Genomic DNA, 23,283 nt, shown 5'->3' on the forward strand with positions numbered 1-23,283 from the left:
GTATCGGCGGGAACTCAGCGCTTGGAACCCTTGTCCCCAATAACTCTCGGCTTTCTTGGAAGCCTTGCCGCCGGATCGCTGACAGCGGTCGGGGCGACCCCCGTTCTCTTTGGACGCGTCCCCTCTCGTGCCACGCGCGATTTGCTGCTTGGCTTCGCGGCGGGTGTCATGCTCGCTGCTTCATTCTTTTCGTTGATCATTCCGGCTCTCGACGCAGCCGAAAGACAGTTCGACAACGGTGCTCTCCCGGCAACCATCGTTTGTGTTGCGATCTTGCTTGGCATGGGGGCGGTCGCTCTGATGAATGAACGACTGCCGCATGAACATTTCAAAACGGGGCGAGAAGGGCCCGCCGCCGCATCTCTGCGCCGCGTCTGGCTCTTCATCATAGCGATCACGATCCACAATTTTCCCGAAGGGCTTGCCGTTGGTGTCGGGTTTGGGGCTGATGGTTTCTCAGGTGGCTTGCCGCTCGCGATTGGCATCGGGCTGCAAAACGCGCCCGAGGGCCTCGCCGTAGCGGTCTCATTGCTTGGTGAGGGGTATTCCAGGCGCCGTGCGTGGGGGGTTGCCGCCCTGACAGGTCTTGTCGAGCCGGTAGGCGGGCTTCTTGGCGCTGGCATCATCGGCATCTCGCAGCCCCTGTTGCCATGGGGCCTCGCCTTCGCCGCCGGGGCGATGCTCTACGTAATCAGCCACGAAATCATTCCCGAAACCCACCGATCCGGCCATCAAAACAGGGCGACTTTCGGTCTCGCGGTCGGCCTCGTGATCATGTTGTTCCTAGATGTATGGCTGGGGTGATGAGATGAAACAGTCCCATTTCCAAGGCTTCATTGCGGCTGGAACTGCTTTTCTTGTTGATCAGGTGACAAAAGCAATCGTCGTCGCTAATGCGACAGATTTGAGCGCCGGAATTCCGGTCTTTCCCAGTTTTAATCTTATTTACTTGCGCAACGATGGCGTGACATTCGGACTGCTTGGTGGAGCACCATGGTGGGGCCTTGCGACCTTGGCCCTAGCCATCTGCGGCTGGTTGACCGTCATGCTGGTACGCACTGACAACCGGGTTGAGGCTATCGCCTATGGTGCGATCATCGGTGGCGCGCTCGGCAACGTCCTCGACCGCATTCGATTTTGGGGTGTGACGGACTTCCTCGATTTCTACGTCGGCTCCACGCATTGGCCCGCCTTCAACATGGCGGATGTGTTCGTGGTCGGTGGCGTGGGGCTGCTGCTCTTAGCACCGTGGTTAGCCGCTAAACTTCAGACTGGCCCATGATGACGGGTTGGCTGCAATTGACTGGCTGCAGCCGTTGCTTTCCCCTGCGATCAGGGATTAGCTTTATGGCGGGCGGTTTAACGGTTTTAACCCTTCCACCGTTCTCATGGATCATCGCTGTTCCAGTCGCCTTCTCAGCACTCTTTCTCGTGCTCATGCAGGTTTCCACCGCGCGCGCCTTCGTCATCGGCTGGATCTTTGGAATGGGCCAGTTCCTGTTTGGAATTTCCTGGATTGCCGAAAGCTTTTACGTCGATTCCGAACGTTTCGGTGCCCTTGCGATCCCAGCAGTCGCGGGACTGTCCGCCGGACTGGCCATTTTTCCAGCTATTGCGGCGATGTTATTTGCCACCGTAATGCAGCGCCGTGCTGTCGGCGGCATTACGGCAGGTCTTCTGTTTGCAACGTGTTGGGTTGCCGCGGAATGGCTGCGTGGTCATGTCCTGACGGGGTTTCCCTGGAACCTTGCTGCTTATGCCCTTGTCGAACATGCCCCCCTGCGCCAACCCGCCGCATGGGTCGGAAGTTACGGTCTGGGCTTTGTCACGGTATTTATCAGCATATTGCCAGGTGTGTTCATCGCAGCCGCGCCAAACAGCCGCGCAGCTGTCTTGGCGCTCTTTGCCGTCGCGGTGACGGTAATTTGGGGGGGCGGTGTGCTTCGGCTAAATCAGAACGTGCCGCCAACGGACATTGCTTTGCGCATCGTCCAAGGCAATGTGCCGCAAGTCGAGAAGTGGGCGCCGGGCAGCCGCGAACGCACGCTGGAAAAATACCTCGGCTTGTCCGCGCAACCCGGACGCTTCGACCTGCTGCTGTGGCCGGAAACGGCCTTTCCCGGTTTTCTGGACGAAGACGCCTTGGCGCGCAGGCGGTTATCCACGGTTTTGCCAGACGGTAGGATCCTTTTGACAGGTGTGCCTGACCGCGTAGAGAGGGATGGGGGAACCCGATATTTCAACACGGTTCAGGTCTATGACGGCAGCGGCGAAATTCTAACGGGATATGCAAAACATCATCTTGTTCCGTTCGGGGAATATGTGCCCCTGAAAGGTTGGCTGCCGTTCGAGCGTCTGGCCGAAGGTTTGGGTGATTTCACCCCGGGACCAGGGCCACGAACGCTGGCAATTCCGGGCGCGCCTCTGGTTGCGGTGGCAATCTGTTACGAGATCATTTTTCCGGGCCAGGCGGTCGACGATCTTTTTCGTCCCGACTGGATTTTCAACGCCACAAATGATGCCTGGTTCGGCGCCAGCATCGGGCCCGAGCAGCACCTCGCATCCGCGCGCATGCGCGCTGTGGAGGAAGGGCTACCCGTGGTGCGCGCTGCGAACACCGGGATATCCGCAATTATTGATGCTAACGGCGAGATCGTCGCGCGCCTCGACACTGGGCGAACAGGCGTCATAAATGAAAGCCTGCCGGCTGCGCGTACGGCTACGCCTTACGGACGTTTCGGCAATTGGACATTTCTGTCGCTCATCTGTGCAGCTTGGACGTTGAGGTTTGCCTTCGGCTTGGCCAAACAGCGACATAAGTCTGTAAAAACAAACCCAAAGGAACCGTGATGCTAATGTTTTTAGGCTCTATCGGAGGTGCTTTTTGGGGAGGCTATTTAGCCCGGAGCCGCAAAGGGAACTACCTAGACATCCTTCAATATGCGGCAAGCTTCGGCATCGCCCTAGGCCTACTGGGTTTCTTCATCTCAGTGGTTCTCTTACGCATCACTTCCTGACGCGAATTTGGTCTTTGTATCGAATTAAAACTGCCCGCTTCCTAGGGTTGTGTAATTTGAAAATCCCGACGTTCACCGTTACCTATCGACTGGCTGACAATACAATATGACAGGAGCTGATAATCCCCTTCTTTCTTCTTTTGGCGATTGTATATTTGACAAACCCGCAACGTGAGATAGGCTCGGATTCTACTTTAGAGGGATTCGAGATATGGCACTGTTTACCGTTACCTACGATCTTATCGCGGAGAAGGACTATGACAGCCTGATAGGTCGGCTCAAGGAATTGGACACTGCAAGAGTCCAGCTTTCTCAGTGGCTATTAAGCGCGGATAACTCTGCGACAGAGGTAAAAGATCACCTTGCGCAGTACGTGGACGACGACGACAAGTTGATGGTCATTGAATTTACCAAGCGACCTGCCTTCACGAAAGCGATTGCCGGAACAAACGATTGGCTGGACAAGCACCTTTAGCCGCGATCCGTGCGCTCTTGCGGCTTTCCGCGACGACCGTAGGGAAGTCCATCTATATGCACAAGGATGCCAAGCGCACGGGAGACAAAATGAAGAAGCTTGAGCTTCATGGTATCATGATACCCCATCTGTTGGGGTAACTCAACACTTCAATGGTACCTTCCAGCGCGCAGCAAAGGCCACACTTTCTCGTAAGACATCACATCTTCATGCTTGGACCGCCAGTGGGCATCTATGCCATCCCAGCCGTTGCCCTTGAAGACGTGGCCGCACTCAGGGCAGACTTTCTTGGCTGGTGTAACGATGCCGCGCAAGCACTCGTTAAACCGTTCTTCGTCGTCGTCCGTCTCTAGTTCGCGGGCGGCTTCTTTGAAGCGGTCTAGTTGGGGCTTTTGATCTGTCATTAGGTGACCTCTATTTCAATCCGGCTACCCTTTGGCGGCCAATTAATAGGTTCATACGTCGGCACTCTTTCGTGAGCGTCGGGGGCCTCATCTTCGCCATCTGGGGTCTCCACTGCGTCTCGGCGAGCGACAAATTGGGATAGATTGATCTTACACGCGCTAAGTGCTTCTGCGTAAGATATCAGACTTTCTTGCGTAGCGACCAGTTTAGGAAAGAGACTAGCGGCATCGTCCACGTGATCAGATCGCATTTTGTGCAAGATAGTGTTGCGATTATCGCGTATGGTCTTGCATCGACTGAGCGCTTCGATGGCATCTCCTTGGGCAATCTTATCAATCTCTTTGGCCATCACCACCTTGCGCAGCATTTTCTCTACGTGGTCCCCACTTGATCTGCCAAAAAGCAGGTCAAACGTAGGCCGATCAGTCCCGACATAAAGCCAAAGCAATTCTCGTAGATTGGCTTCCACCTCAGACCAGCGAACTGCAATGTCACCGATCAAATTTAAGCAGCTAGACCTATCGCTCATAGATCGGCGGGGGGTTCAATGTTGGGCCACATAGCGGCAATCTCCCCACAAGCAGCTTCTAAGTTTTTAACTCGTGTCTTGTAAGATTTGGGTGCCTTGGTCGCTTTCTTCCCGAACAGATCAACCGCATAGCACAAATTGGGATCAACTGTTCCGTGCCCTGCCAGAAACTCAGACGATGCCATCCAAATCAGCGACGTTACATAAAGTGAATGTTCATCCCTCCAACTCTTTGCCGAGATGGCCTTGGAGGTTTGAAGCAATACACCGCCGCAGACCTCCTTAGCCTGATTTTTGGCGATAAGATCCACTTGAACCGAAACGTCGACTTCCGACAACGGCAACTTGGGCATGTATCCAGTTATTGGCGCAAAAGTTAACTTGCTGAACGCATTGGGATACTGCTTAGGGTCCGACACAAAAGCCGCAAAAGACGCAATCGCTTCGGCGGACAAAAGGGCGTCGTTTTCTTTGAATTTTGACCCGAGTGACGCAGCGGTGGCCTTGAGTTCTGCTTCTGCTGAGTGTAATTTGGCAACAGGTCGCGTTCCGTCCTTAAGAAAGTCGCAGACAGACGCGCGCGCTTCGCCGTACCTTACTACCAAGAACGTGGGTGCGTATTTGGCGTTCCTTAAGATAACCTGACGACGAGAGGGAGAGGCAAGAGCATATTCTGCAAGTTGATTTGCCGAAATTCGCGGATCAGGATGTATGCGATATTTGTCACTTGTGTCTAGCATGATGGAAGATCTCTACATGGAAGGCGAGATGGGAGAACAGATTGTGTTTGTGACCCCATTGTCGCACAAGATGTACCGTGAAGCCATGGGGCATGGTATGGGGGGCCCAGAGGGTTATTTTGTTTGCTCATTACTGAAATCAAGACCTGACGCTGGCTTTGAAATCCTAGCAAAAGCGGCCACACTAGAGGCTGCTGAGTTGATTTTCAGGGCGCTTATTGGATCAGTGAAGCCTACCTTAGCTGCCTAAGGTTTTGTCAGGCCGCCGATAGGTCAGCCTTTTCCCGACGACACCGCGCAGCGCAACCTGACCACGCTCAACATCATCAACGCCACTCGCTGTGCGGTTGTTGTAACGGAAGTCAAATTCCGCAGCATAGCGATGCAAGTGCTGCTTGCCGCAGTGCTGGTAAACGCCCTTCATGCCGCGCTTGAAGATGCTGTAGAAGCCCTCAACGGTGTTCGTGTGGATTTCGCTATCGGCATAGTCCACGTACTGACCCGCGCTGTGGTTCGCCCAGCCGTGAGCGTCAAACACCTTGCCAGCGCCGATGTTCTGGTACTGACGCGCCTCATCGGTCATGACATACGCCTCACGGGCGATGTTCTCTTGCAGGATCGGGATCAGCGTAGACTTCTTGAGGTCGTCAACGACGATGCTTTTTGCGCGCTTCGTGGTGCGATCCACCAACGTTACCATCTTCATCTTATGAGAACCGCCACGGGCCTTCGGATGCTTAGCGACGCCGGGTTCCTTGCCGATGAAAGTCTCGTCAACTTCAACGATACTACCGTTACCACCAAAGCCTGCCAGCGCACCGTCACGCATACATCCGCGGATGCGGTGTGTCAGGAACCATGCGCTCTTGTAGGTGATGCCCAGAACGCGATGTAGCTGGTGGCTGCTGATGCCCTTCTTGCTGGACACCATCAGGTGAATGGCTTGCAGCCACAGGTGCAGCGGCAGGTGGCTTTCCTCGAAGATTGTGCCTTTACGGACGGTGAATTGTTTGCGGCACTCGCGGCACTTCCACAGGCCGTGGCGCTCTTTGCCTTCGGGGTTCTTTGCGCTTGGCTTGGTGCGAACGCCCGTCAGGGGATAGGCGCTATCAACGACACCACAATGCGGGCAGACGGGACCATCAGCCCAAAGCATCGCTTCGACATGGGCGAAGGCTGCTGTTTCATCGTGCATATAGGGGGCGGAAAGAACGGACATGGCGTAAACCTCTAACTTGTTGAGTTAAAGATAGGTTTTCACAGTGGGTTTGTCAAATATACAATCGCCAAAGTCTTGTATGGGAGTCTTCGGGGGGTTAAATTTTTCCAAAGAAGTATAGCACGATGACAGATAAAAAGAGTCAACTAGAGCGCTTCAAAGAAGCCGCCCGCGAGTTAGAAGCGGACGACGACGAATCCTAGCTCAATGAGCGACTGCGCAAGCTGGTAAAAGAAAAGCCGGGCAGCAAGAAGGTTGGCGATTGAGGTGTTTATTTACCCCAACAAATGGGGCGCTAAGTTACCTATTTCGTTTATACAGCGCGAGCTTGATCGGATATCTACCACTCTAAGAGAGAACCCGCAGAACGATGACTATGGCGCCATTTACGCCGCTCTGCAGGCACTTTCATAGGCGGCGGACCCCAATGGGTTCGCTTCTCCGATGAAACAGATCAGGGGCATTCAGGAAGGCTTAGGAGATTGTCTGCCGCATCTTGATCCGGGTCAGTTCGAACATACTTGTTACCGTTAGCGCTAGTGCCGACGATCAAATAGACTTTGTGCCCACTTACGTTCACGTAGAATTTGTAACCCTTTTCAATGTACGCAACGCATTCCTGTCGAGTGCAGGACCAGCGGCCCCCATCATCTTCCTTCGTACCGGCCAGTTTCTGGATCGCATCATAGCGACTATCGCGGTTTGGCTTTGTAATGCAGGTAACTTTGTTCATCTCAAATCTCCCTTAATGCGGGAAATCTACTGATCACGCCTCGGGTTTGTCAAGTATACAGGCGTCCACTCAAGGGTTGCGCCTACCTCTTTTCACGCGACCGACATTTTCGTTGCATGGTCGGCGCAGGTAGGAATATTGGGCGCACTATCTCGCGCTGGCCAAACTCAGAGGACGCGATGGGTTAGACTAGAGTTGAGCATTGACACAAATGCTACCCCCGCCAACGTATGACTGCTGACGCTGCAGCCCCCTGAGTCTCGCCTTGCTGAATTTCGAGAGAACTCGATGCTGCGCTACTTGCCGCTCTGAAACTTCTGGAGAGCGTGCTCGAAGGCCTCGAGCGTGGTCGTACTGACGTGATGCTCGATCCCCTCCGCATCGCGTTCCGCAGTCTCTTCGTCGATTCCCAGGCTGAGAAGAAACGCGACAACGACTCTATGGCGGCGGCGGCAGGCGTCGGCCAATTCTCGACCCGCATCGGTTAAAAATATTGCGCGGTAACGCTCCCGCCGCACCAAACCAGCAGCCTTGAGCCGTGAGATGTTCTTGGTCACTGTTGGAGATTTCACGCCAAGCCGCTCAGCGATTTCGACTGGCCTAGCCTCCCCCCGCAACTCGATCAACTCTGCGATCAGCTCCACATAATCCTCCGCCATTTCGCTTTCATGTGCTCGGCGCACAGTCGCGAAACCCTTAGCCTGCGCTTCGGGAGCTCTCTCGACAGTCTCGAACGCCTCGCGTTCGTATGATTGTAGCTTCGTCATGTCCGGACATTGCAACGAATAACTAAAATTGACAATCTAATTAGCCTAGAATACCTAAGTTAGACGAGTCTAAGTTTTAGCGCCGGAGGCTATGGTGATAAAAAATCTTTCGAGGCTGCTGCTAACCGCTGCAAGCGCGGTCCTGCTGTCCGGACCCGGGGGAGCGACGCCTGTCAAAGAGGCTCCGTGGCTTCCTGAGGCGGCAGCCTATCGGCTGACACTTTTTCTTGGGAATCTCGCGCCAGTGCCTTGGGACGACATCGAGACCGCTTGGACAGAACCTCACCGGGGTTCGGAATTCTCGACCGGCGCGTTGGAGTGGGTGGACCGCAAAAGCGGTATCAAGCCGGATGGTATCCTTGACGCCATGGCACGTGAAGACCGGCAAGCAGTTTTCACAGAGGCCACTCGTCTTGTAGCGCTTAGGATCGAAGAGGAATTGGACCGGACTCTCGCAGCCGAAGAACCTGCAAAGGCGCGCCAGGCTCTGCGAACGGCAGGCGAGCTCTACCGTGCATTTGAGGATGGTATCGCGGCAGCCGACCCCGAAGCAGCAAGACGTATCGGCCTCGCTTGGCTGGAACTTAACAGCAGCACGGGGTCCGCTGGTCTTCTCGGCGCTGGCGCCTTTTCCGCGGATCGCGACACGCTGGAGGCCGCGCGCGCAGTCATTTCCAGCTATCTCGCGGAAAATTACCTCTTAGCCAACTATGCTCCCCGTCAGACACTGAGTGCCCTGCCCGAAACCGCTGTGTTCAGCCGACGCACTATCGAGGTGCCGCCAAGCTTGCCGCCTGGCTCCGACATCTTCGATCAGGACCCGCTGCCATTGCTTGTCCTCAACTTCGAGGAACAAGGTATTGACGAGACCGATCTGCCCTTGGTGGCTTATGGCGACATGCTTTTCGACAGCCCGCAGATATTCGGAAATCCTGCGCGAAACCTCGGGATCGCCTGTTCGACCTGTCACAATCGCTCGGATGTGAACCAGCGCCTCTTCATCCCGGGCGCCAGCCACCAACCCGGTGCCATCGACGTCGATGGCGCGTTCTTTAATCCTATCTTCAACGACCGGCGCGACGACCCGATCGACATTCCGAGCCTGCGCGGGCTGCGCTTCACCGGGCCTTATGGTCGCGATGGGCGCTTTGCCTCTCTGCGCGACTTCAGCCGGAACGTGATCGTCAATGAATTTGGCGGCGCGGAGCCGACGCCCTTAATGCTCGACGCGCTGGTAGGATACATGCTCGAGTTCGACTTCCTACCAAACTCTAAGCTGAATGCGGATGGTACGCTGTCCGAGGCAAACCCGGACGCGGCGCACCGAGGCGAGGCTATTTTTAATCGGCCTTTCGCTGGGCTAGGCGATCGCTCCTGCGCTAGTTGCCACGTGCCTGACGCAAATTTCCTCGATCGGCAAGCCCATGACATTGGATCGGTCTCGCCGGCATATAGTGGCGCGCGCGCAGGCGCGCTGGATACGCCGTCCTTGCTGGGAACCGCATATACCGCCCCCTATTTTCACGACGGTTCGCTGTCGACGTTGGCCGCCGTTGTTGAGTGGTTCGATGAGACGAAATCGCTCGGGCTATCAGAGACGGAACGGACTGAACTGACCGCGTATCTGGAGACTGTAGGGTCGGCAGACGAGCCTTACGAGAAGTTCGACGCAGAGAACACCGCCTTTCGCCTGACATTTGCCGAATTGGCGACATTTGCATCGACGCTCGACACGCTTCTGCCCCGACGTGACGCAGAGCACATCCTGCTGCTGACCGATACTGTCGCTGCGGACCTCGCCGCAGACGCGAGCACCATGTCGAACCTGACCGCACGGCCCGAAGTCTATGCCTTGGCCGAGCGTCTTGCCGCAGTCGGCGATGCAGTCCGTGACGACGACTGGGGGGCCGCCGAAGCAAGTTGGACCGCGTTCAAGACCGAAGCCGACGCGATCGAAGAGAGGGCATTCTGATGGAATTCCACCTAACCCGCAGAAATATGCTGGCCTTGGCCAGTGCAGGCGCGATCTCGCTGGCCTCCCCGCTGATCGCACAAGACACTCCCTTGCGGCTTGCTTTCATTCCGCAGGAGAATCCCGACAAGCTATTAGGCGACATTGAGGCCATCACAAGATGGCTATCCGAACAGCTTGGCGTTCCCGTGGAAGGCTTCGTCACCATCGACCATGCTGCGGCTGTCGAGGCACTTCGCAACGGAGATGCAGACGTCTCCTTCATGGGCGCATTGCCTTTCGTTCTGGCGGAGGCGGAAATTGGCGCGGTACCTCTCTTGTCTGAGGTCTACCGGGGCGCGTCAAGTTACACAGGACGCATTTTTGTCCGCCGCAACGGCGGTATCGAAACGCTGGCAGACCTGCGCGGGCGCGATATCGCCTTTGCCGACCCGATCTCTGAATCAGGTTATCTTTATCCTCTTTCCGAATTCGTTAAGGCCGGGCTAATTGAGGGTCCTGGCGCAGCGGAGAAATTCTTCGGCCGCGTGTTCTTTGCGGGAGGCTACCAGCAAGCCATGCAGGCTATGGCCGAAGGTCTGGTCGATGCCGCCGGTGCCAGTCAGTATGCGGATTTGTTGCTGACCCCACAACAGCAGGCCGAGGTGACTTGGCTCGTAGAAAGCGCGCCGATTCCAAGTCACCTTGTGATCGCACGCCCAGAACTCGATGCCGCCCTGCAAGCCCGTTTTGTTGACGTCATGCTGAAGCTCAACGAACCGAAGCACCGCGACAAATTGAGCTATCTTTACGGACCAGATGGCTACGTCAGGGCAGAGGGCACCGCGTATGAAGGCGTACGCGATATGGCAAAGAAATACGGGCTGTTACGATGAGCATGGCTATCGAAATAGACGATCTAAGTTATGTCCATGAGGGCGCACAGCTACCAGCGTTGGAACGAGTCTCATTTCGGATCCCGGCGGGTGAGTGTGTCGCTTTACTGGGCCCATCCGGGGCGGGCAAAACGACGTTGCTGGCGCTGCTCGACGGTAGGATTCAGGGATGGCGCGGGCGCGTTTCTGTCTTGGGTGCGCCGCTCAATCCCGACCGCCCACCACCCCGAGCTCGCCGTCCTGATACCGGTTTCGTGTTTCAGGAATTCGCCCTCGTAGAACGCTCCACGGCACTACGCAACGTGCTCAACGGCCGCCTGGGGCGGATGTCACCTTTCCAAGCAGTACTGGGATCTCCAATGGCTCACGATCTCGATATTGCCCGCACAGCACTCGCCGATTGCGGCATCGCAGAACTCGCGGAACGCCGTGTCGACAGTCTCAGTGGAGGACAGCGACAGCGCGTGGCTATTGCGCGATGTCTGGCGCAGGAACCACGGCTGATCCTCGCCGACGAGCCAGTGAGCAACCTCGACCCCGCCCGCGCTGGAGAGGTTCTGGGGTTGATGACCAAGGCGGCGCGAGCGCGTGATGCAACAGCGCTATTCTCCTCGCACCAACCCGATCTGGCGCGGCGTTTTGCAGGGCGCATCATCGGCATACGAGAGGGGCGGATCGCGTTTAACGTTCCAACGTCCGAGTTGAAAGACGATGCGACTGCCGAACTCTATCGGGGGTCAGGACCGACGCCGGAACTCGGTCCCCGGGCGGTGTTATGATGCCCCCCCGCGACTTCGGCGGCTTCGTCACCAGTTCGCTGATCGCTATTGCCATCCTATGGTCCCTCGTCACAACCGATGTCGAGTTGTCGCGTCTTGCTTCGGCCGGTCCACGGATTACCGACTTTATCGGCCGGATGTTCCCGCCCGATCCGACAGTGATGACCGAGATCAAAAAAGGCAGCGCAGAGACACTAAGAATAGCAATCCTCGGCTCCCTCGGCGCAGTGCTGCTGTCGACCCCTCTGGCTATTCTCGCGTCCGAAACCATGGTTTCGCGTGCGGTGTTCGGGCCGGTCCGCGCGCTGCTGGCCTTTATCCGGGCGGTACCGCTGATCCTCGTGGCCATGCTCATGGTGGGCGCGGTCGGGCTCGGGCCGCTGCCCGGCATCATCGCAGTTGCCTTTCATGCCACTGGGATGCTCGCTAAATTCTATGCCGAGGCGATCGACGGCGTATCTCGCGCCCCCATCGCAGCACTTGAAAGTGCAGGGGCTGGACCGCTCGTGCGGCTCAGACATGCGATTTGGCCACAGATGGCCCCAGTCATCGCCCGCGACACGATTTTCCGGTTCGAACTGAACCTGCGTGAGTCGTTGGTCCTCGGCATCGTCGGTGCGGGCGGGATCGGCTTTTACATCCAGACCTACATCCGCTCTTTTCAGTATGACAAGGCGGCCAGCGTCACGATTGCCGTCGTCGGCCTAGTCATCGTCATCGAGGCGATCAACATCACGCTGCGTCGTCGATTTACCTAACCATCAAGCATAAATGTCGATCGGTGTTCCATTTTTCACCATTGCGTAGATTTCCTCGATCTGACGGTCCGCTACGGCGATGCATCCTGCGGTCCAGTCACGCTTGTTCATCGGGTCGATCCCCTTGCGTGGCCCACCGTGAATAAAAATATCGCCACCCGGCGACTTTCCTTGGGACTCAGCAAAGGCAATATCCGCCGCGTTGGGATATGAGATGCCGATGGAGAGGTGGAAGAGGCTGTCCGGGTTGCGTCGGTCAATCACGTAGGTGCCTTCTGGCGTACGGCCGTCTCCCTCGAACTGTTTGTGACCCTGGGGCGCGAAGCCCAATCCGATGGGAAATGCACGCAAAACGCCAGCCTTCCCGTCAAGGACGAGCAACCGCTGTGCCTTGTACATGCGAAGACGGGTTACTTTGGGTCCGTTGTAGGTCCGGAACTTATCTGCACAGCCTGACAGGAAGGCAGCCAACCCACTTAGAATAAAGACCCGTCGTGGAAAATTGGTAGTCATTACTGCTTGATGCCCCTTTCGTGAGGTCTGATGTGTTTTAGGCGTTACTTAACCGCAAATGCCGGATCAATGACCGTGCGCGAGTGCTCCCTTTGCCATATTCTCACCCACCGGTTCACCGCCCGAAGGCCCGCCCTTGATCTGATAGCCGTTCAAAAGCCGCAGTGCATTGGCGACCACCAACAGGGATACGCCCACATCCGCAGCGATGGCGCCCCACATAGAGGCCATGCCGAACGCGGTCAGCCCGACGAACAGCGCTTTGGTCGCCAACGATATACCAATATTCTGGTGGATGATCGACATGGTCCGGCGTGAATGACCAATAAGCCAGGGCACCTTGCCGATATCGTCAGTCATCAACGCAATGTCGGCCGTCTCGATGGCCGCATCAGATCCGACAGCCCCCATGGCAATGGCATAATGCGCCCGCGCCATGGCCGGTGCGTCGTTCACGCCGTCACCAATCATCGCCACCATGTCGTGGATTTCCACCAGTTCTTCGATGGCCGTCACCTTATCTTCTGGCAAAAGTTCGGCGCGCACTTCGTCGATCCCAACTTCGGCCGCGACGGCACGCGCGGTGCGTTCGTTGTCGCCCGTCAACATCACGATCGTCTCCACACCCTGCGCATGCAACTTTTCAACGACCCCCTTAGCATCAGGGCGGATGCGGTCGCGCAGCTCTAGTATGCCGACCACGGCAGTCTCGTCACCCACTACAACTAAGGTGCTCCCTGCTCCTTCTATTCGATCTCTCAAATCTGTCGGAATGTGATTGCCAAACCCCTTTTCCTCAGCGAACCGATCCGAGCCGAGCCAGATTACACGCCCGTCGGCGCGCCCTTCCAGCCCGCGTCCAGGCACGGTGCGTGTATCCTCTGCAGCAGTTATGGAAACACCATCAGTTTGCGCGCGCGCGAGAATGGCCCGTGCCAGCGGGTGCGAAGACCGTGCTTCCAAACTCGCTGCCAGCGTTATGAGATCGCGCGCGGAGGCTTCGCCCAATGCGTGAACTGCTGCAACCTCGGGTTCGCCCATAGTGATCGTTCCCGTCTTATCCATCGCCAGCGCAGTGCTGCGACCTGGCGCCTCAACATAAGCGCCCCCCTTGATAAGCACCCCTGCTCGCGCCGACGCGGTCAGCGCTGCCACGATCGAAACTGGTGTTGAGATGACAAGGGCACAGGGGCAGGCGATTACCAGCAGCACCAACGCATTGTAGAACCAATAGTCCCAGGCACCGCCCAGGAGGAGCGGCGGCACCAGCGCAAGGGCGACCGCCAGCGCCATCACTATGGGGGTGTAGATGCGTGCAAACTTCGCGACCCATTGCTCGACCGGGGCGCGACGGGCATGGGCATCGCCGACCATGCGAATGATTTTCGCGAGCACCGTGTCCGAGGCGGCCTTCGTCGCGCGCACCGTCAGTGTGCCCTCACCATTGATTGTGCCGGCATAAACCTCGTCGCCGAGTTCCTTCGGAACCAGTGCGCTTTCGCCAGTGATCGGGGCCTGGTCGACAGCCCCGGCCCCCTCTAAGACCTCGCCATCAAGTGGGATGCGGTCGCCGCCGCGCACGATGAAGCGATCGTCCACGGCAACTTTTGCCGCTGGAACATTCGCCTCGCTACCATCCGGCCGGATGATCCTGGCTGTCGGTGGTGCTAAATCCAGAAGGGCCGACACCGCATTGCGCGCCCGCCCCACACTCCAGCTCTCAAGGTAGAGCGACAGTGAAAAGAAAAACGCAACTGTCGCTGCCTCGAATAATTCGCCCAGCCCGATAGCACCCGCCACGGCCACCACCATCAATAGATTCATGTCAGGGCTAATTCTGCGTGCTGAAGACCAGGCCTTTGGTGCAACGAGCCAGACGCCAAAAAGGATTGCGACGGCAAACAGCCCGGCTTCCGCGATGGGCATCGGCGCCGTGCCATGCCCTGCAAACAGACCAAGCGCACCCCCCATGCCCGTTTCGACGATATGGTAGAGAAATCCTGCTGCCCAAAACCCGCCGCTCAGCGTGGTAAAACGCTTTTGACGTGCCAAATGCGCTGCCTGATTTTCGGCCGCGTTGTCGGCATCCCACGGTTTCGCGCTCATGCCCGTGCTCGCGACCAACTCAGCGACCTCATCATCTGAAATCTTATCCGCAGTATCCAGAATCGTCATTCGTCCATTAATGACATCAAACGCCAGATGCTCTGTCCCGCCAACTGTTGGACCGACAGCCCTATTCAGGATCGCCACCTCTTCGGCACAATCCAGACCAGAGACCTGGAAACTTCGTCCGGTCGCGGAGATGGGTTGTGCTGGATCCGTGTCGGCTCCAGCACCGCAGCACGTACCACCTTCTCCATGAGAGTGGGAAACTCCTTTCGGATGCTCTTGATAATCACTGTGCTCGCGATCGCGGTCAGATTTGTGTTTGTGGTCATGGATAGACATAGATTGACCCTAGGATTAGATTGATTCAACTCTGACATAGCCCCTACAGTTACTAGAGGTTCAATAGAAAAAATTGCGTTTCTTTTTATGAACTCTTTTGAAGATGCCGCGCTCCGACCGCCCCAGGGTGGTTCTTGTGGACCTGTGCCCGGTATGCAAGATTGTTGGTGAAAACCAAATTAGGACAGGTCAGAGGACTGAATGCAAACACGACATATGATGATTGGAGCGGCCCTGCTGCTCGCAAGCGGATGTGCCGCACCAATGGCTAACTCCCGCGCGCCGGTAGACGCGGTTGGAAACCTTCCCGAACAAATCGTTAACCTAGCTGCACCTGGTCAGGACCTCACAACAGCTCGGCTTCGTTCCGAGGATGGATGCTACTGGTATGAGCACAGCGGTCTAGTAGAAACGACACTGGTGCCGCTCCGCTCAATAGGTGGCAACCCGATCTGCACCACGCGCTCGGCGTGACTAATTGACCAGTGCAGACTGGTTGGGCGTAGATCACGTTCGCGGGGTCACGCTTTCTTCTGCCGAATACAGGAACGCCGTCGAACCAGTTTTGACGTTCGGGTATAGATGGTTGATATGTGCCATGACCATGCGGACACACCCCGAACTCGCGCGCCCGCCGATGCTTCTTGGTTCGGGCGTCCCGTGAATGCGTAGATAGGTGTCTCGGTTGCCTTCAAAAAGGTAAAGCGCCCGCGAGCCAAGAGGGTTTTCTGGGCCAGGGTCAACACCGTCGGCAACCGGGCCATAGAGCTCGGGATCGCGTGCGATCATGTTTTGGGTCGGCGTCCAGTTTGGCCATTCCACTTTTCGCTGGATCGTATACGTGCCGGGCTCGTACAGGTTACCACGGGCGATCGCCACACCGTAACGCATCGCAGTTCCCCCTTCTTCGATGTGATAGATGTAGCGCGCTACGGCATCGACGTGGACGTCTCCCGGAACAAGCCCGTCCTTAGCGTCCACCCGCTGGGGCAAAAAGCGCGGGTGCAGGCCCCACGGGTTTGACGTAGTTGGATCAAAAGCGGGAGGTGTGACCTGCGCGTCCCAGGCGGCCTTCTCCTCCTTGGTGGGCCGAGTGGCTGCCAGTAGCGGGCCAGCGATTGGAGTAGAAAACAGCGCACCGCTGGTCTGGAGAAAATGTCGTCTTGTCAGCATCATTCTTATTCCTTCAACGTTAGGTAGGCAAACTAAGCTTAAACAAGACCACTCTGCCGTTCAGTAAGGAAAGCCTGAAGCAGTATGGCCTGTTAGACTCGAATGCCGTTCTTCGCCTGCGGTCCTAACTCCTAAAGCCGCTGTAGGTTCAAGAGAAATATTTCTATCGAACCGGGCTTCTTGGAACCTAAATCCGTTCCCTTATTTGTGTTAACACCCCTACTCGGGCGGTTTCTGTGACGAAAAAAGCTACTTCTAGCAACTGATGATACGAGTTCACCGTTTCAATTCTCTGCCAACGGACAATAGCAGGCGGTTTGCGACCAAGGGTCAAAGGCCGGCTTTTATGAATGTATAACGCCAGCCACTTCCTGACGCGGGCCATTGGCGCTGATCCGTTTTCACAGGCATACAGGCATGTAAGTAGCCCCATAAACCCCAGCTAACGCCGCAGCCCCCAGCTAAGATGTAGTTAAGGAAACGGTCATCGCTATCCATTGGCATGTGGGCACCTCACCATCGCAGCAGATTTTTCCACACAAATGAACTGAGCTAACCGCCCTGAACGGAATTCGAGTTCTTAGGTGGTCCGAACTTGTAGTTGGCTTCGTGTAGCGCATTAACCTAGGGATCAACCTCCAGGATGTTCAAAATGGATTTCGACTTTTTTGGTGATGGTGCCTCGCGGGAGCGAACATCATCCTAGTAGCGCAGCGCACGGGATAACTTTCGACTTGAAGCTACATCTACTGTAGCAATTACACTTGTCTCATCACGATTCGATGGAGACGGGAATGAATGCCGACACAACTTTGCTTCAGCCGACAGAATTACTCGACTTTTGCCGAGGCCCGATCAGTAGTCTCATCGAAAAGCGTGGCTGGCTGGCGCTTTCCGAACATGGTCGGATCGGCGCAGCATATGATTTCGTCCGTAATGAGATCCACTTCGGCTATAACCGCGCGGACAACATTCCGGCCTCAGTCGTGCTGATGGACGGCTATGGCCAGTGCAATACTAAGGCCACGCTGCTGATGGCGCTTCTGCGCGCGCTCGGTTTCCCTTGCCGGCTGCATGGCTTCACCATCCACAAGGCTCTTCAGCGTGGCGTCGTGCCCGAAGCAGTCTACCCGATTGCGCCGGTAGAGATCCTGCATTCATGGGTCGAGGTTCGCGTTATTGGCACCTGGGTGAACCTCGAAGGCTTTATTCTGGATACTGACTACCTAACCCGGCTCCAAGCGCACTTCCCCGGACGCAAAGAGTTCTGCGGTTACGGCATCGGGACAGATTGTCTCGGCGCACCACCGGTCGACTGGCGCGGTGGTGACACCTACATCCAACGCACTGGCATCACGCGCGACCTCGGAACATTTGATGCCCCGGATGAATTCTATCGGCAACATCGGCAGGAATTCGGACGCCTTCGTGGATGGCTCTACCGACACGGAATTCGCCATTGGATGAACGCACGTGTCGCCGCGCTCCGGTCGGGCCGCTTGGTCCCCTCGCCAGAGATTACGGCCCACAATCAAGAGGAGCCGCATTATGCCGCATGATCACGGTAATGCCCACATGGACCCGACTTCCGGGGACCGGAGGGTATCGGTCGCCATTTGGGCCAATGCTCTTCTGACTGTTGCGCAGGTCGTCGGCGGCATCTTTTCTGGCAGTCTTGCCCTCATTGCAGACGCACTGCACAATTTCTCTGATATGGCATCGCTAGTCATCGCCTTCGTCGCGCGCAAGATTGCCCGGCGACCGGCAGATGAACGCATGACCTTCGGCTATGGCCGGATCGAGATCGTAGCGGCGCTGATCAACTACACCACCCTAATCCTTGTCGGCGTCTATCTGATTTACGAGGGCGCGATGCGCTTTATCGAGCCAACGGAGGTCGCTGGCTGGACCGTCGTTATCCTCGGTTGCGTGGCGCTCGCGGTAGACAGCTTGACCGCATGGCTCACCTGGTCGATGCAGAAAGGCAGCGTGAACATCCGCGCGCTCTTCCTACACAATCTATCCGACGCACTGGCCTCAGTAGCGGTGATCATCGGGGGGACGCTGATCATTCTCTACGACGTGACTTGGGTCGATCCGGCGATCACGATTGCCATTGCCCTCTACATTCTCTACCTCGCCCTGACCGAAATCGGAAAGCCGATCCGTACGTTGATGCTCGGCAGCCCCCCCGACATGGATAGCCGTGCAGTGGTCCGGGCGATGACCGAGGTGGATGGTGTCGAGGACGTGCATCACGTTCATCTCTGGCAAATGCAGGAACACGAAGCAGCGCTCGACTGTCACGTGGTGCTGACAGAGGCGGGCTGGAGCCGCATCGAACCGGTCAAGGCGGAAATCAAAGAACGGCTGAGTGCGGAGTTCAGCATAATGCATTCCAGCTTTGAGTTCGAGAACATCCACCACGCGCACCAGAACGTCCAACTCTTCGGCCACGGCGACGTAGAGAAGAAACCCGACCACGAAGACAACAAAGATACTGAAAGACAGTGACAATGTCACCGGCATCGTTTGCCAGAGCAAACGGTATGGAGCGCACTCATGCGCCGCACTCATGCGCACCAGAATGAAGAGTGGCGGACCATCCGGCCAAGTCGGTGGGGCGAGTGAAATGCCTCCACGATAAGGCCCCACAAACTGCTTTCAGACAGCGTTAAAAGACCGAACGCCACCCCGTCAGAAAATCGACCCTACGTCCGAAGTGGCCGTCGGGTAAGCTGCGGGCATCGCTTTCACCTGCGCCGCCCCTGCCAGTGATGAGTTTCGCTCCGTCATGTGTTTCACCGATGCGCTTCTGCGAACATCAGCCCGAGGTATCGGTGAAGCTCACCTCGATATCGCCCCTCTCTCGTGCCCCTGAAATGGTCCTGTTTTTTAGGACAGCTTTGTGGCTCAGCTAAGATGTAATTTGGTTGGTTTCATGCCGCCCTCTGGGTCCGCTCTGCTTCAACGAATGCGTCGTCAGAGGATTGTTTGTCGAGAGCCGTGTGTGACACCTCGGAGTTGTAAAACCCGACCCAGTCTTTGATTAAGCGCTTGGCTTGAAACCCGTCCTGCAATTCATGCAGATATACAGCCTCCTGTGCGAGTATTTGGTACCAGCGCCTTTTCTACCGCGGAAGGTAAAAGGTCTATCAGGCGAATGCCCGGTCGCAACAAACAATGAGGGCCAACCTACGGCCCTTAATGATGAGAGCGGTCGGCCCTCATTGCTGCGAAATGATCGGCGGGGCGCACCTACTAGTTCTTACCCGCCTTCGGAGTTGCGGACTTTCCGAAGCTTTTCGAAGTAGCGAACCCTTTTTGATAGTTCTCGCTCGAACCCGCGTTCAACAGGCAGATAATGCTGGGGCCTTGCCATCCCATCAGGAAAGAAAACCTGACCAGAGAAACCGTCGGGAGCATCGTGATCATATTGATACCCTTCGCCGTATCCAAGATTCTTCATCATTGCTGTGGGCGCATTCACGATGTGCATGGGGGGAGGTGCGGAACCGGATATTTTCGCATCAGCGCGCGCGGCTTTGTGTGCCAAATAGCCGGCATTCGATTTCGGGGCCAAGGCCAAGTAAATTGCGGCCTGAGATACAGCCAGATCGCCTTCGGGACTGCCAAGCTTTTCGAAAGTGTCCCACGCGCTCAGACAGATACGGGATGCCTCCGGATCTGCCAACCCTACGTCCTCCCATGCGATCATTGTCAGCCGCCGCAGGATAAAACGAGGATCTTCGCCGCCCTCAAGCGCTCTATGGACCCAGTAAATTGCGGCCTCGGGGTCAGAACCCCTTATCGATTTCTGGATGGCACTTGCGATCGAGTAGTGACCATCTGACGCGCGATCATACTGCGCCGCGCGCTGTGTCAAGCGATTGGCCACTTCCTTTGCAGAATAGATATGGTCCCGGGGCCAAGTGAGCGTGCTCTCGACCAAATTCAGAAGAGCCCGCCCATCACCATCCGCCATGGCACAAAGGAGCTCCTTCGCTTCGTCGTCCAAAGGCAGGGGGCTATCAAGAACCCTCTCAGTGCGTGCAATTATGGCGGATAGCGCTCGTTCGTCAAGGCGCTCCAAGACCATCACCTGACACCGGCTAAGCACAGCCCTGTTCACAGAGAATGATGGGTTCTCTGTCGTTGCTCCGCATACGGTAACCGTCCCGTCTTCCATCACTGGCAGCAAGGCGTCAAGCTGGGTCTTGTTGAAACGGTGGATCTCGTCAATGAAAAGGAGTGTTCCCTGCCCCCTGCGGTGGCGGCCGCGCGCCGCCTGGAAAGCCCTCTTAAGGTCCGCGACGCCACTGAATATTGCACTGATCTGCTCGAAATGAAAATCCGTTTTCATAGCCAGCAGCCTGCCAATAGTGGTCTTCCCGACGCCGGTCGGCCCCCACAGGATTAGAGACGAGATTTTCCCTGCTGCCAACATGGAGCCCAGCGGACCATCGCCGGCCAGTAGCTTGTCTTGACCGATAACTTCCTCGATGGCTTGAGGCCTCAGTAGGTCAGCCAAGGGGCGGGTCTTAGCCTTTCCTGTTTCAGGCTCAGTCGCATCGTCTTGTTGCTCAAACAGGTTCATTCGTCGCTCCATTCATTTCCCCAATCAAAGGCACATCAGGTCTTCGTTCGAGGTTCGCGACAAACGTGCATCGAATTCGGGCCACCTTAGAAGTCCGCGTCCAGGTGCTGTAAAAGGTTAGTCTTTCGCTGGAGGGCGATTGAGCCTCGATCCACCGCTTGCTGGACCAGGCCCATATCCTCACTGCAAACAATTAGTTTCTTCTGTGCGCGTGTCGCGCCCGTGTAGAGCAGCGTCTTATCCAGCATGTGCGTTGCCCTTCTGTTCAAGACGAGGATTACGTTCTCCCACTGCGACCCCTGCGCCTTATGGATGGTCATAGCGTAACCGAGGCTCATCTTGTCCAACAGGTCTGCATTTAGATCGAACATCCGGCCGCCGATCTTAACGCAGCCAAGGTGCCCGTCCTCGGTTTGTTCATCGAAGATCTCCACGATGGTGCCGAGATCGCCATTTCTAACGCCAATGTCGTAGTCGTTCTTTGTTATGAGGATTGGATCGTTCAGGTAGAACTTGCTGCCTGTGAAACTTACGTAGTCATAGACGCCGTCCTCATGGACTAGACGAACTACAGGACGGTTGAAGCCCAGCCGGCGTTGCATGCCCATGTTCAGGTTTCCGACACCAGCTTCGCCAGCTTGCATCGAGGTTAGAATTGCGCACCGTTCAGCCCCCCCGTGAACCTGGAACAACTGACCAATTTCATCTGGGTCGACGCGTCGTAGGACAGCGCAATCAATTTCCACTCCCTCCTGATAGTCAGGCAAAGCTATGCACCCGTGTTGATGCCTCACCGCCGTTGCAAACCGATGAATTCCGCTCTCGGCTCCTTGGCGTTTCACCTCAGTTAGTTCGACGGCCGGGAAGGTCGATTTCATAATGTTATGAAACAACAGGCCGCCCCCGACGGGCGGCAATTGGTCCACGTCACCTACGAAGATAAAACGCGTGGCAGCAGGTAGGTGTAGCAGAAGGGCGTGCATGGAATATAGATCAACCATACTGGCTTCATCGATCACAACGATGCAATGGTCGGGACGCTGGTCCTGCTTCTTCCTTGCCATGTCCGCACAGAACTTAGCAATTGTCGAAGCAGGTCTACCAGTGGCTTCAACCATCCTTTGTGCAGCCCGCCCTGACAACGCGACCTGGAAGATATCAACACCAAAGGAGACCCTCTCCAACACCGTCACGATAGCCTGAAGGATTGTCGTCTTGCCCGTCCCTGCTCCGCCCGATAGCGCGAACACGTTCATACTTGACGCAAGCAACACCGCACGCCTTTGCTCATCCGTGAGCCTGAATTGAATGGTCTGCTCAAATTCGCGCAATCGCTCCGTAACCGCCTCAACGGTTAGATTGCACTCCCAATCCGCCGCGCTGCTGCCCGCGCCCGGCGGTCGAAGGATTGCATCACGCAGCCTCTGCCCCGTAAGGGCCTCAAGCAGAAATTCCCCTTCAAGTTGAAAGCCGTCCTCGCCACGGATATAGCCGATGAGTTCCTGTTCCATCGCGTGCCGCAGGACGACATTGAAGTCGACACCCATCTCTCTGCATTTCTTCTCGAACGCAGGCCGTAGCATCAAAGTCGATGACGTAGCGCGACAATATTGCGAAATGAGATCAGCTGCCAACGCAGCTTGGTATTTCGGGTGATCCGAGGCAAAGCCCAACCCCTTTGCAATCTTGCAGCACAGCTCGAATGGGACGTCGAAGTTCAGCAGCCGAAACGGGTTCTCCTTCAACATCGCGATGGTTTTCTCACGCCAAACCGCCGAAAGCGTTTCAGCCAGCTTTACCGGCAGATGGTGATCAGCAAGCCAGTTGATAGCTGCCATGTAGGCATCGCTTGGGAATTCCAGTAGCAGTGGGCCGATGGACCGACTCGGAACCCCAGCCTCCAAAAGCGAGCTAATGTCCCGTTCCTCGATGATCTCGATCAAGCGAGGATTGCGGGCCAGGCGACCAGCCTTGACCTCCCCAATGCCCTTCACGTTTCTCTGGAGCCACGTTTCCAGCAAGCGAGTGTTTGGCTTTACGAACCGAGCTGTATGGGCTTCGAGATGATCCTCGATGATTGTGTATCCGCCGGCCGTGAACGTTGTCTGTGCCGTCGGCCCGTCGACTTCCCACAAGGAACCAACCTTGGCAGCATCCTTGCAGGCTTCTGGCAGCGAAACAGAGAGGCTATTCGCCACGTGTATGACGCTGCCATCAGCTGCGATGCGCATGGCGGTGACAGAGCCATTTCGACGCCTCTTCGATACCTGGATGAGCATG

The 23,283-nt window shown here is 56.4% G+C and carries 22 protein-coding genes; 11 read left to right on the forward strand and 11 right to left on the reverse strand.

Going from position 1 to position 23,283, the window contains the following annotated elements:
- The first annotated feature begins 21 nt into the window (after positions 1-21).
- From K3758_RS14760 to K3758_RS14775, 4 genes are all read left to right on the forward strand, one after another.
- A complete protein-coding gene (locus tag K3758_RS14760) occupies positions 22-804 on the forward strand; it encodes a ZIP family metal transporter (protein WP_120351839.1) in 783 nt (260 codons plus the stop codon).
- Complete coding sequence (gene lspA / locus K3758_RS14765; protein ID WP_082852052.1) at positions 788-1,282, forward strand: signal peptidase II; 495 nt, start codon at positions 788-790, stop codon at positions 1,280-1,282. The genes K3758_RS14760 and lspA overlap by 17 nt, the downstream gene beginning before the upstream one ends.
- Complete coding sequence (gene lnt / locus K3758_RS14770; RefSeq protein WP_254693935.1) at positions 1,279-2,850, forward strand: apolipoprotein N-acyltransferase; 1,572 nt, start codon at positions 1,279-1,281, stop codon at positions 2,848-2,850. Before lspA ends, lnt begins: the two co-directional genes overlap by 4 nt.
- A 378-nt stretch (positions 2,851-3,228) precedes the next feature.
- Complete coding sequence (locus K3758_RS14775; protein ID WP_120351841.1) at positions 3,229-3,492, forward strand: CRISPR-associated protein Cas2; 264 nt, start codon at positions 3,229-3,231, stop codon at positions 3,490-3,492.
- A gap of 149 nt (positions 3,493-3,641) precedes the next feature.
- Here K3758_RS14775 and K3758_RS14780 read toward each other — a convergent pair whose 3' ends face one another.
- The 3 genes from K3758_RS14780 to K3758_RS14790 are packed head-to-tail and all read right to left on the reverse strand — an operon-like array spanning position 3,642 to position 5,166.
- Positions 3,642-3,896 carry a hypothetical protein gene (locus K3758_RS14780; RefSeq protein WP_120351842.1) on the reverse strand — a complete coding sequence of 85 codons (255 nt, stop codon included), beginning with the start codon at positions 3,894-3,896 and terminating at the stop codon, positions 3,642-3,644.
- Positions 3,896-4,399, reverse strand: a complete 504-nt coding sequence (locus K3758_RS14785; RefSeq protein WP_162931876.1) for a hypothetical protein — start codon at positions 4,397-4,399, stop codon at positions 3,896-3,898. The genes K3758_RS14780 and K3758_RS14785 overlap by 1 nt, the downstream gene beginning before the upstream one ends.
- A 23-nt stretch (positions 4,400-4,422) precedes the next feature.
- Positions 4,423-5,166: a hypothetical protein gene (locus tag K3758_RS14790; RefSeq protein ID WP_162931877.1), complete on the reverse strand. Its 744-nt coding sequence runs from the start codon at positions 5,164-5,166 to the stop codon at positions 4,423-4,425.
- Here K3758_RS14790 and K3758_RS14795 point away from each other — a divergent pair.
- Entirely contained in the window at positions 5,165-5,416 is a 252-nt protein-coding gene (locus tag K3758_RS14795) for a hypothetical protein (protein ID WP_120351845.1), read from the forward strand. The two genes, K3758_RS14790 and K3758_RS14795, sit on opposite strands and share 2 nt — an antisense overlap.
- Here the strand turns inward: K3758_RS14795 and K3758_RS14800 are convergent.
- The 3 genes from K3758_RS14800 to mntR form a co-directional block, all read right to left on the reverse strand.
- Positions 5,405-6,385 carry an IS1595 family transposase gene (locus K3758_RS14800; protein WP_120351846.1) on the reverse strand — a complete coding sequence of 327 codons (981 nt, stop codon included), beginning with the start codon at positions 6,383-6,385 and terminating at the stop codon, positions 5,405-5,407. The two genes, K3758_RS14795 and K3758_RS14800, sit on opposite strands and share 12 nt — an antisense overlap.
- Positions 6,386-6,839: 454 nt before the next feature.
- Positions 6,840-7,118, reverse strand: a complete 279-nt coding sequence (locus K3758_RS14805; RefSeq protein WP_120351847.1) for a DUF3892 domain-containing protein — start codon at positions 7,116-7,118, stop codon at positions 6,840-6,842.
- A gap of 296 nt (positions 7,119-7,414) precedes the next feature.
- Positions 7,415-7,885 carry a manganese-binding transcriptional regulator MntR gene (gene mntR, locus K3758_RS14810; protein ID WP_120351848.1) on the reverse strand — a complete coding sequence of 157 codons (471 nt, stop codon included), beginning with the start codon at positions 7,883-7,885 and terminating at the stop codon, positions 7,415-7,417.
- 94 nt (positions 7,886-7,979) lie between these two features.
- Between mntR and K3758_RS14815 the strand changes: the two genes are divergently transcribed.
- The 4 genes from K3758_RS14815 to phnE are packed head-to-tail and all read left to right on the forward strand — an operon-like array spanning position 7,980 to position 12,269.
- Positions 7,980-9,857, forward strand: a complete 1,878-nt coding sequence (locus K3758_RS14815) for a cytochrome c peroxidase (protein WP_259946276.1) — start codon at positions 7,980-7,982, stop codon at positions 9,855-9,857.
- The gene (locus tag K3758_RS14820; protein ID WP_120351850.1) at positions 9,857-10,732 is read left to right on the forward strand and encodes a phosphate/phosphite/phosphonate ABC transporter substrate-binding protein; all 876 of its coding nucleotides are present in this window, start codon (positions 9,857-9,859) and stop codon (positions 10,730-10,732) included. The genes K3758_RS14815 and K3758_RS14820 overlap by 1 nt, the downstream gene beginning before the upstream one ends.
- Before the next feature lie 2 nt (positions 10,733-10,734).
- Entirely contained in the window at positions 10,735-11,511 is a 777-nt protein-coding gene (locus K3758_RS14825) for a phosphonate ABC transporter ATP-binding protein (RefSeq protein ID WP_254694001.1), read from the forward strand.
- Positions 11,508-12,269 carry a phosphonate ABC transporter, permease protein PhnE gene (gene phnE, locus K3758_RS14830; RefSeq protein ID WP_254693936.1) on the forward strand — a complete coding sequence of 254 codons (762 nt, stop codon included), beginning with the start codon at positions 11,508-11,510 and terminating at the stop codon, positions 12,267-12,269. Before K3758_RS14825 ends, phnE begins: the two co-directional genes overlap by 4 nt.
- A 3-nt stretch (positions 12,270-12,272) precedes the next feature.
- Here phnE and K3758_RS14835 read toward each other — a convergent pair whose 3' ends face one another.
- The 3 genes from K3758_RS14835 to K3758_RS14850 form a co-directional block, all read right to left on the reverse strand.
- Positions 12,273-12,782 carry a murein L,D-transpeptidase family protein gene (locus K3758_RS14835; RefSeq protein ID WP_120351852.1) on the reverse strand — a complete coding sequence of 170 codons (510 nt, stop codon included), beginning with the start codon at positions 12,780-12,782 and terminating at the stop codon, positions 12,273-12,275.
- A gap of 66 nt (positions 12,783-12,848) precedes the next feature.
- Positions 12,849-15,035 (reverse strand): cation-translocating P-type ATPase, encoded by a 2,187-nt coding sequence (locus tag K3758_RS14840; RefSeq protein ID WP_120351853.1) that lies wholly within the window; start codon positions 15,033-15,035, stop codon positions 12,849-12,851.
- A gap of 705 nt (positions 15,036-15,740) precedes the next feature.
- Positions 15,741-16,406 carry a L,D-transpeptidase gene (locus tag K3758_RS14850; protein ID WP_067264455.1) on the reverse strand — a complete coding sequence of 222 codons (666 nt, stop codon included), beginning with the start codon at positions 16,404-16,406 and terminating at the stop codon, positions 15,741-15,743.
- Between the two features lie 794 nt (positions 16,407-17,200).
- Here K3758_RS14850 and K3758_RS14855 point away from each other — a divergent pair.
- Together K3758_RS14855 and K3758_RS14860 are read left to right on the forward strand one after the other, a co-directional pair.
- Positions 17,201-17,965 carry a transglutaminase family protein gene (locus K3758_RS14855; protein ID WP_244153561.1) on the forward strand — a complete coding sequence of 255 codons (765 nt, stop codon included), beginning with the start codon at positions 17,201-17,203 and terminating at the stop codon, positions 17,963-17,965.
- Positions 17,955-18,920: a cation diffusion facilitator family transporter gene (locus tag K3758_RS14860; protein ID WP_093737957.1), complete on the forward strand. Its 966-nt coding sequence runs from the start codon at positions 17,955-17,957 to the stop codon at positions 18,918-18,920. The genes K3758_RS14855 and K3758_RS14860 overlap by 11 nt, the downstream gene beginning before the upstream one ends.
- A 754-nt stretch (positions 18,921-19,674) precedes the next feature.
- Here the strand turns inward: K3758_RS14860 and K3758_RS14865 are convergent.
- Together K3758_RS14865 and K3758_RS14870 are read right to left on the reverse strand one after the other, a co-directional pair.
- A complete protein-coding gene (locus K3758_RS14865) occupies positions 19,675-21,003 on the reverse strand; it encodes a replication-associated recombination protein A (RefSeq protein WP_093737960.1) in 1,329 nt (442 codons plus the stop codon).
- An 86-nt stretch (positions 21,004-21,089) separates the two neighbouring features.
- Positions 21,090-23,282 carry an AAA family ATPase gene (locus K3758_RS14870; protein WP_120351856.1) on the reverse strand — a complete coding sequence of 731 codons (2,193 nt, stop codon included), beginning with the start codon at positions 23,280-23,282 and terminating at the stop codon, positions 21,090-21,092.
- Position 23,283: the final 1 nt, after the last annotated feature.

The sequence above is a fragment of the Sulfitobacter sp. W002 genome, from assembly GCF_025142135.1.
GTDB lineage: Bacteria > Pseudomonadota > Alphaproteobacteria > Rhodobacterales > Rhodobacteraceae > Sulfitobacter > Sulfitobacter profundi.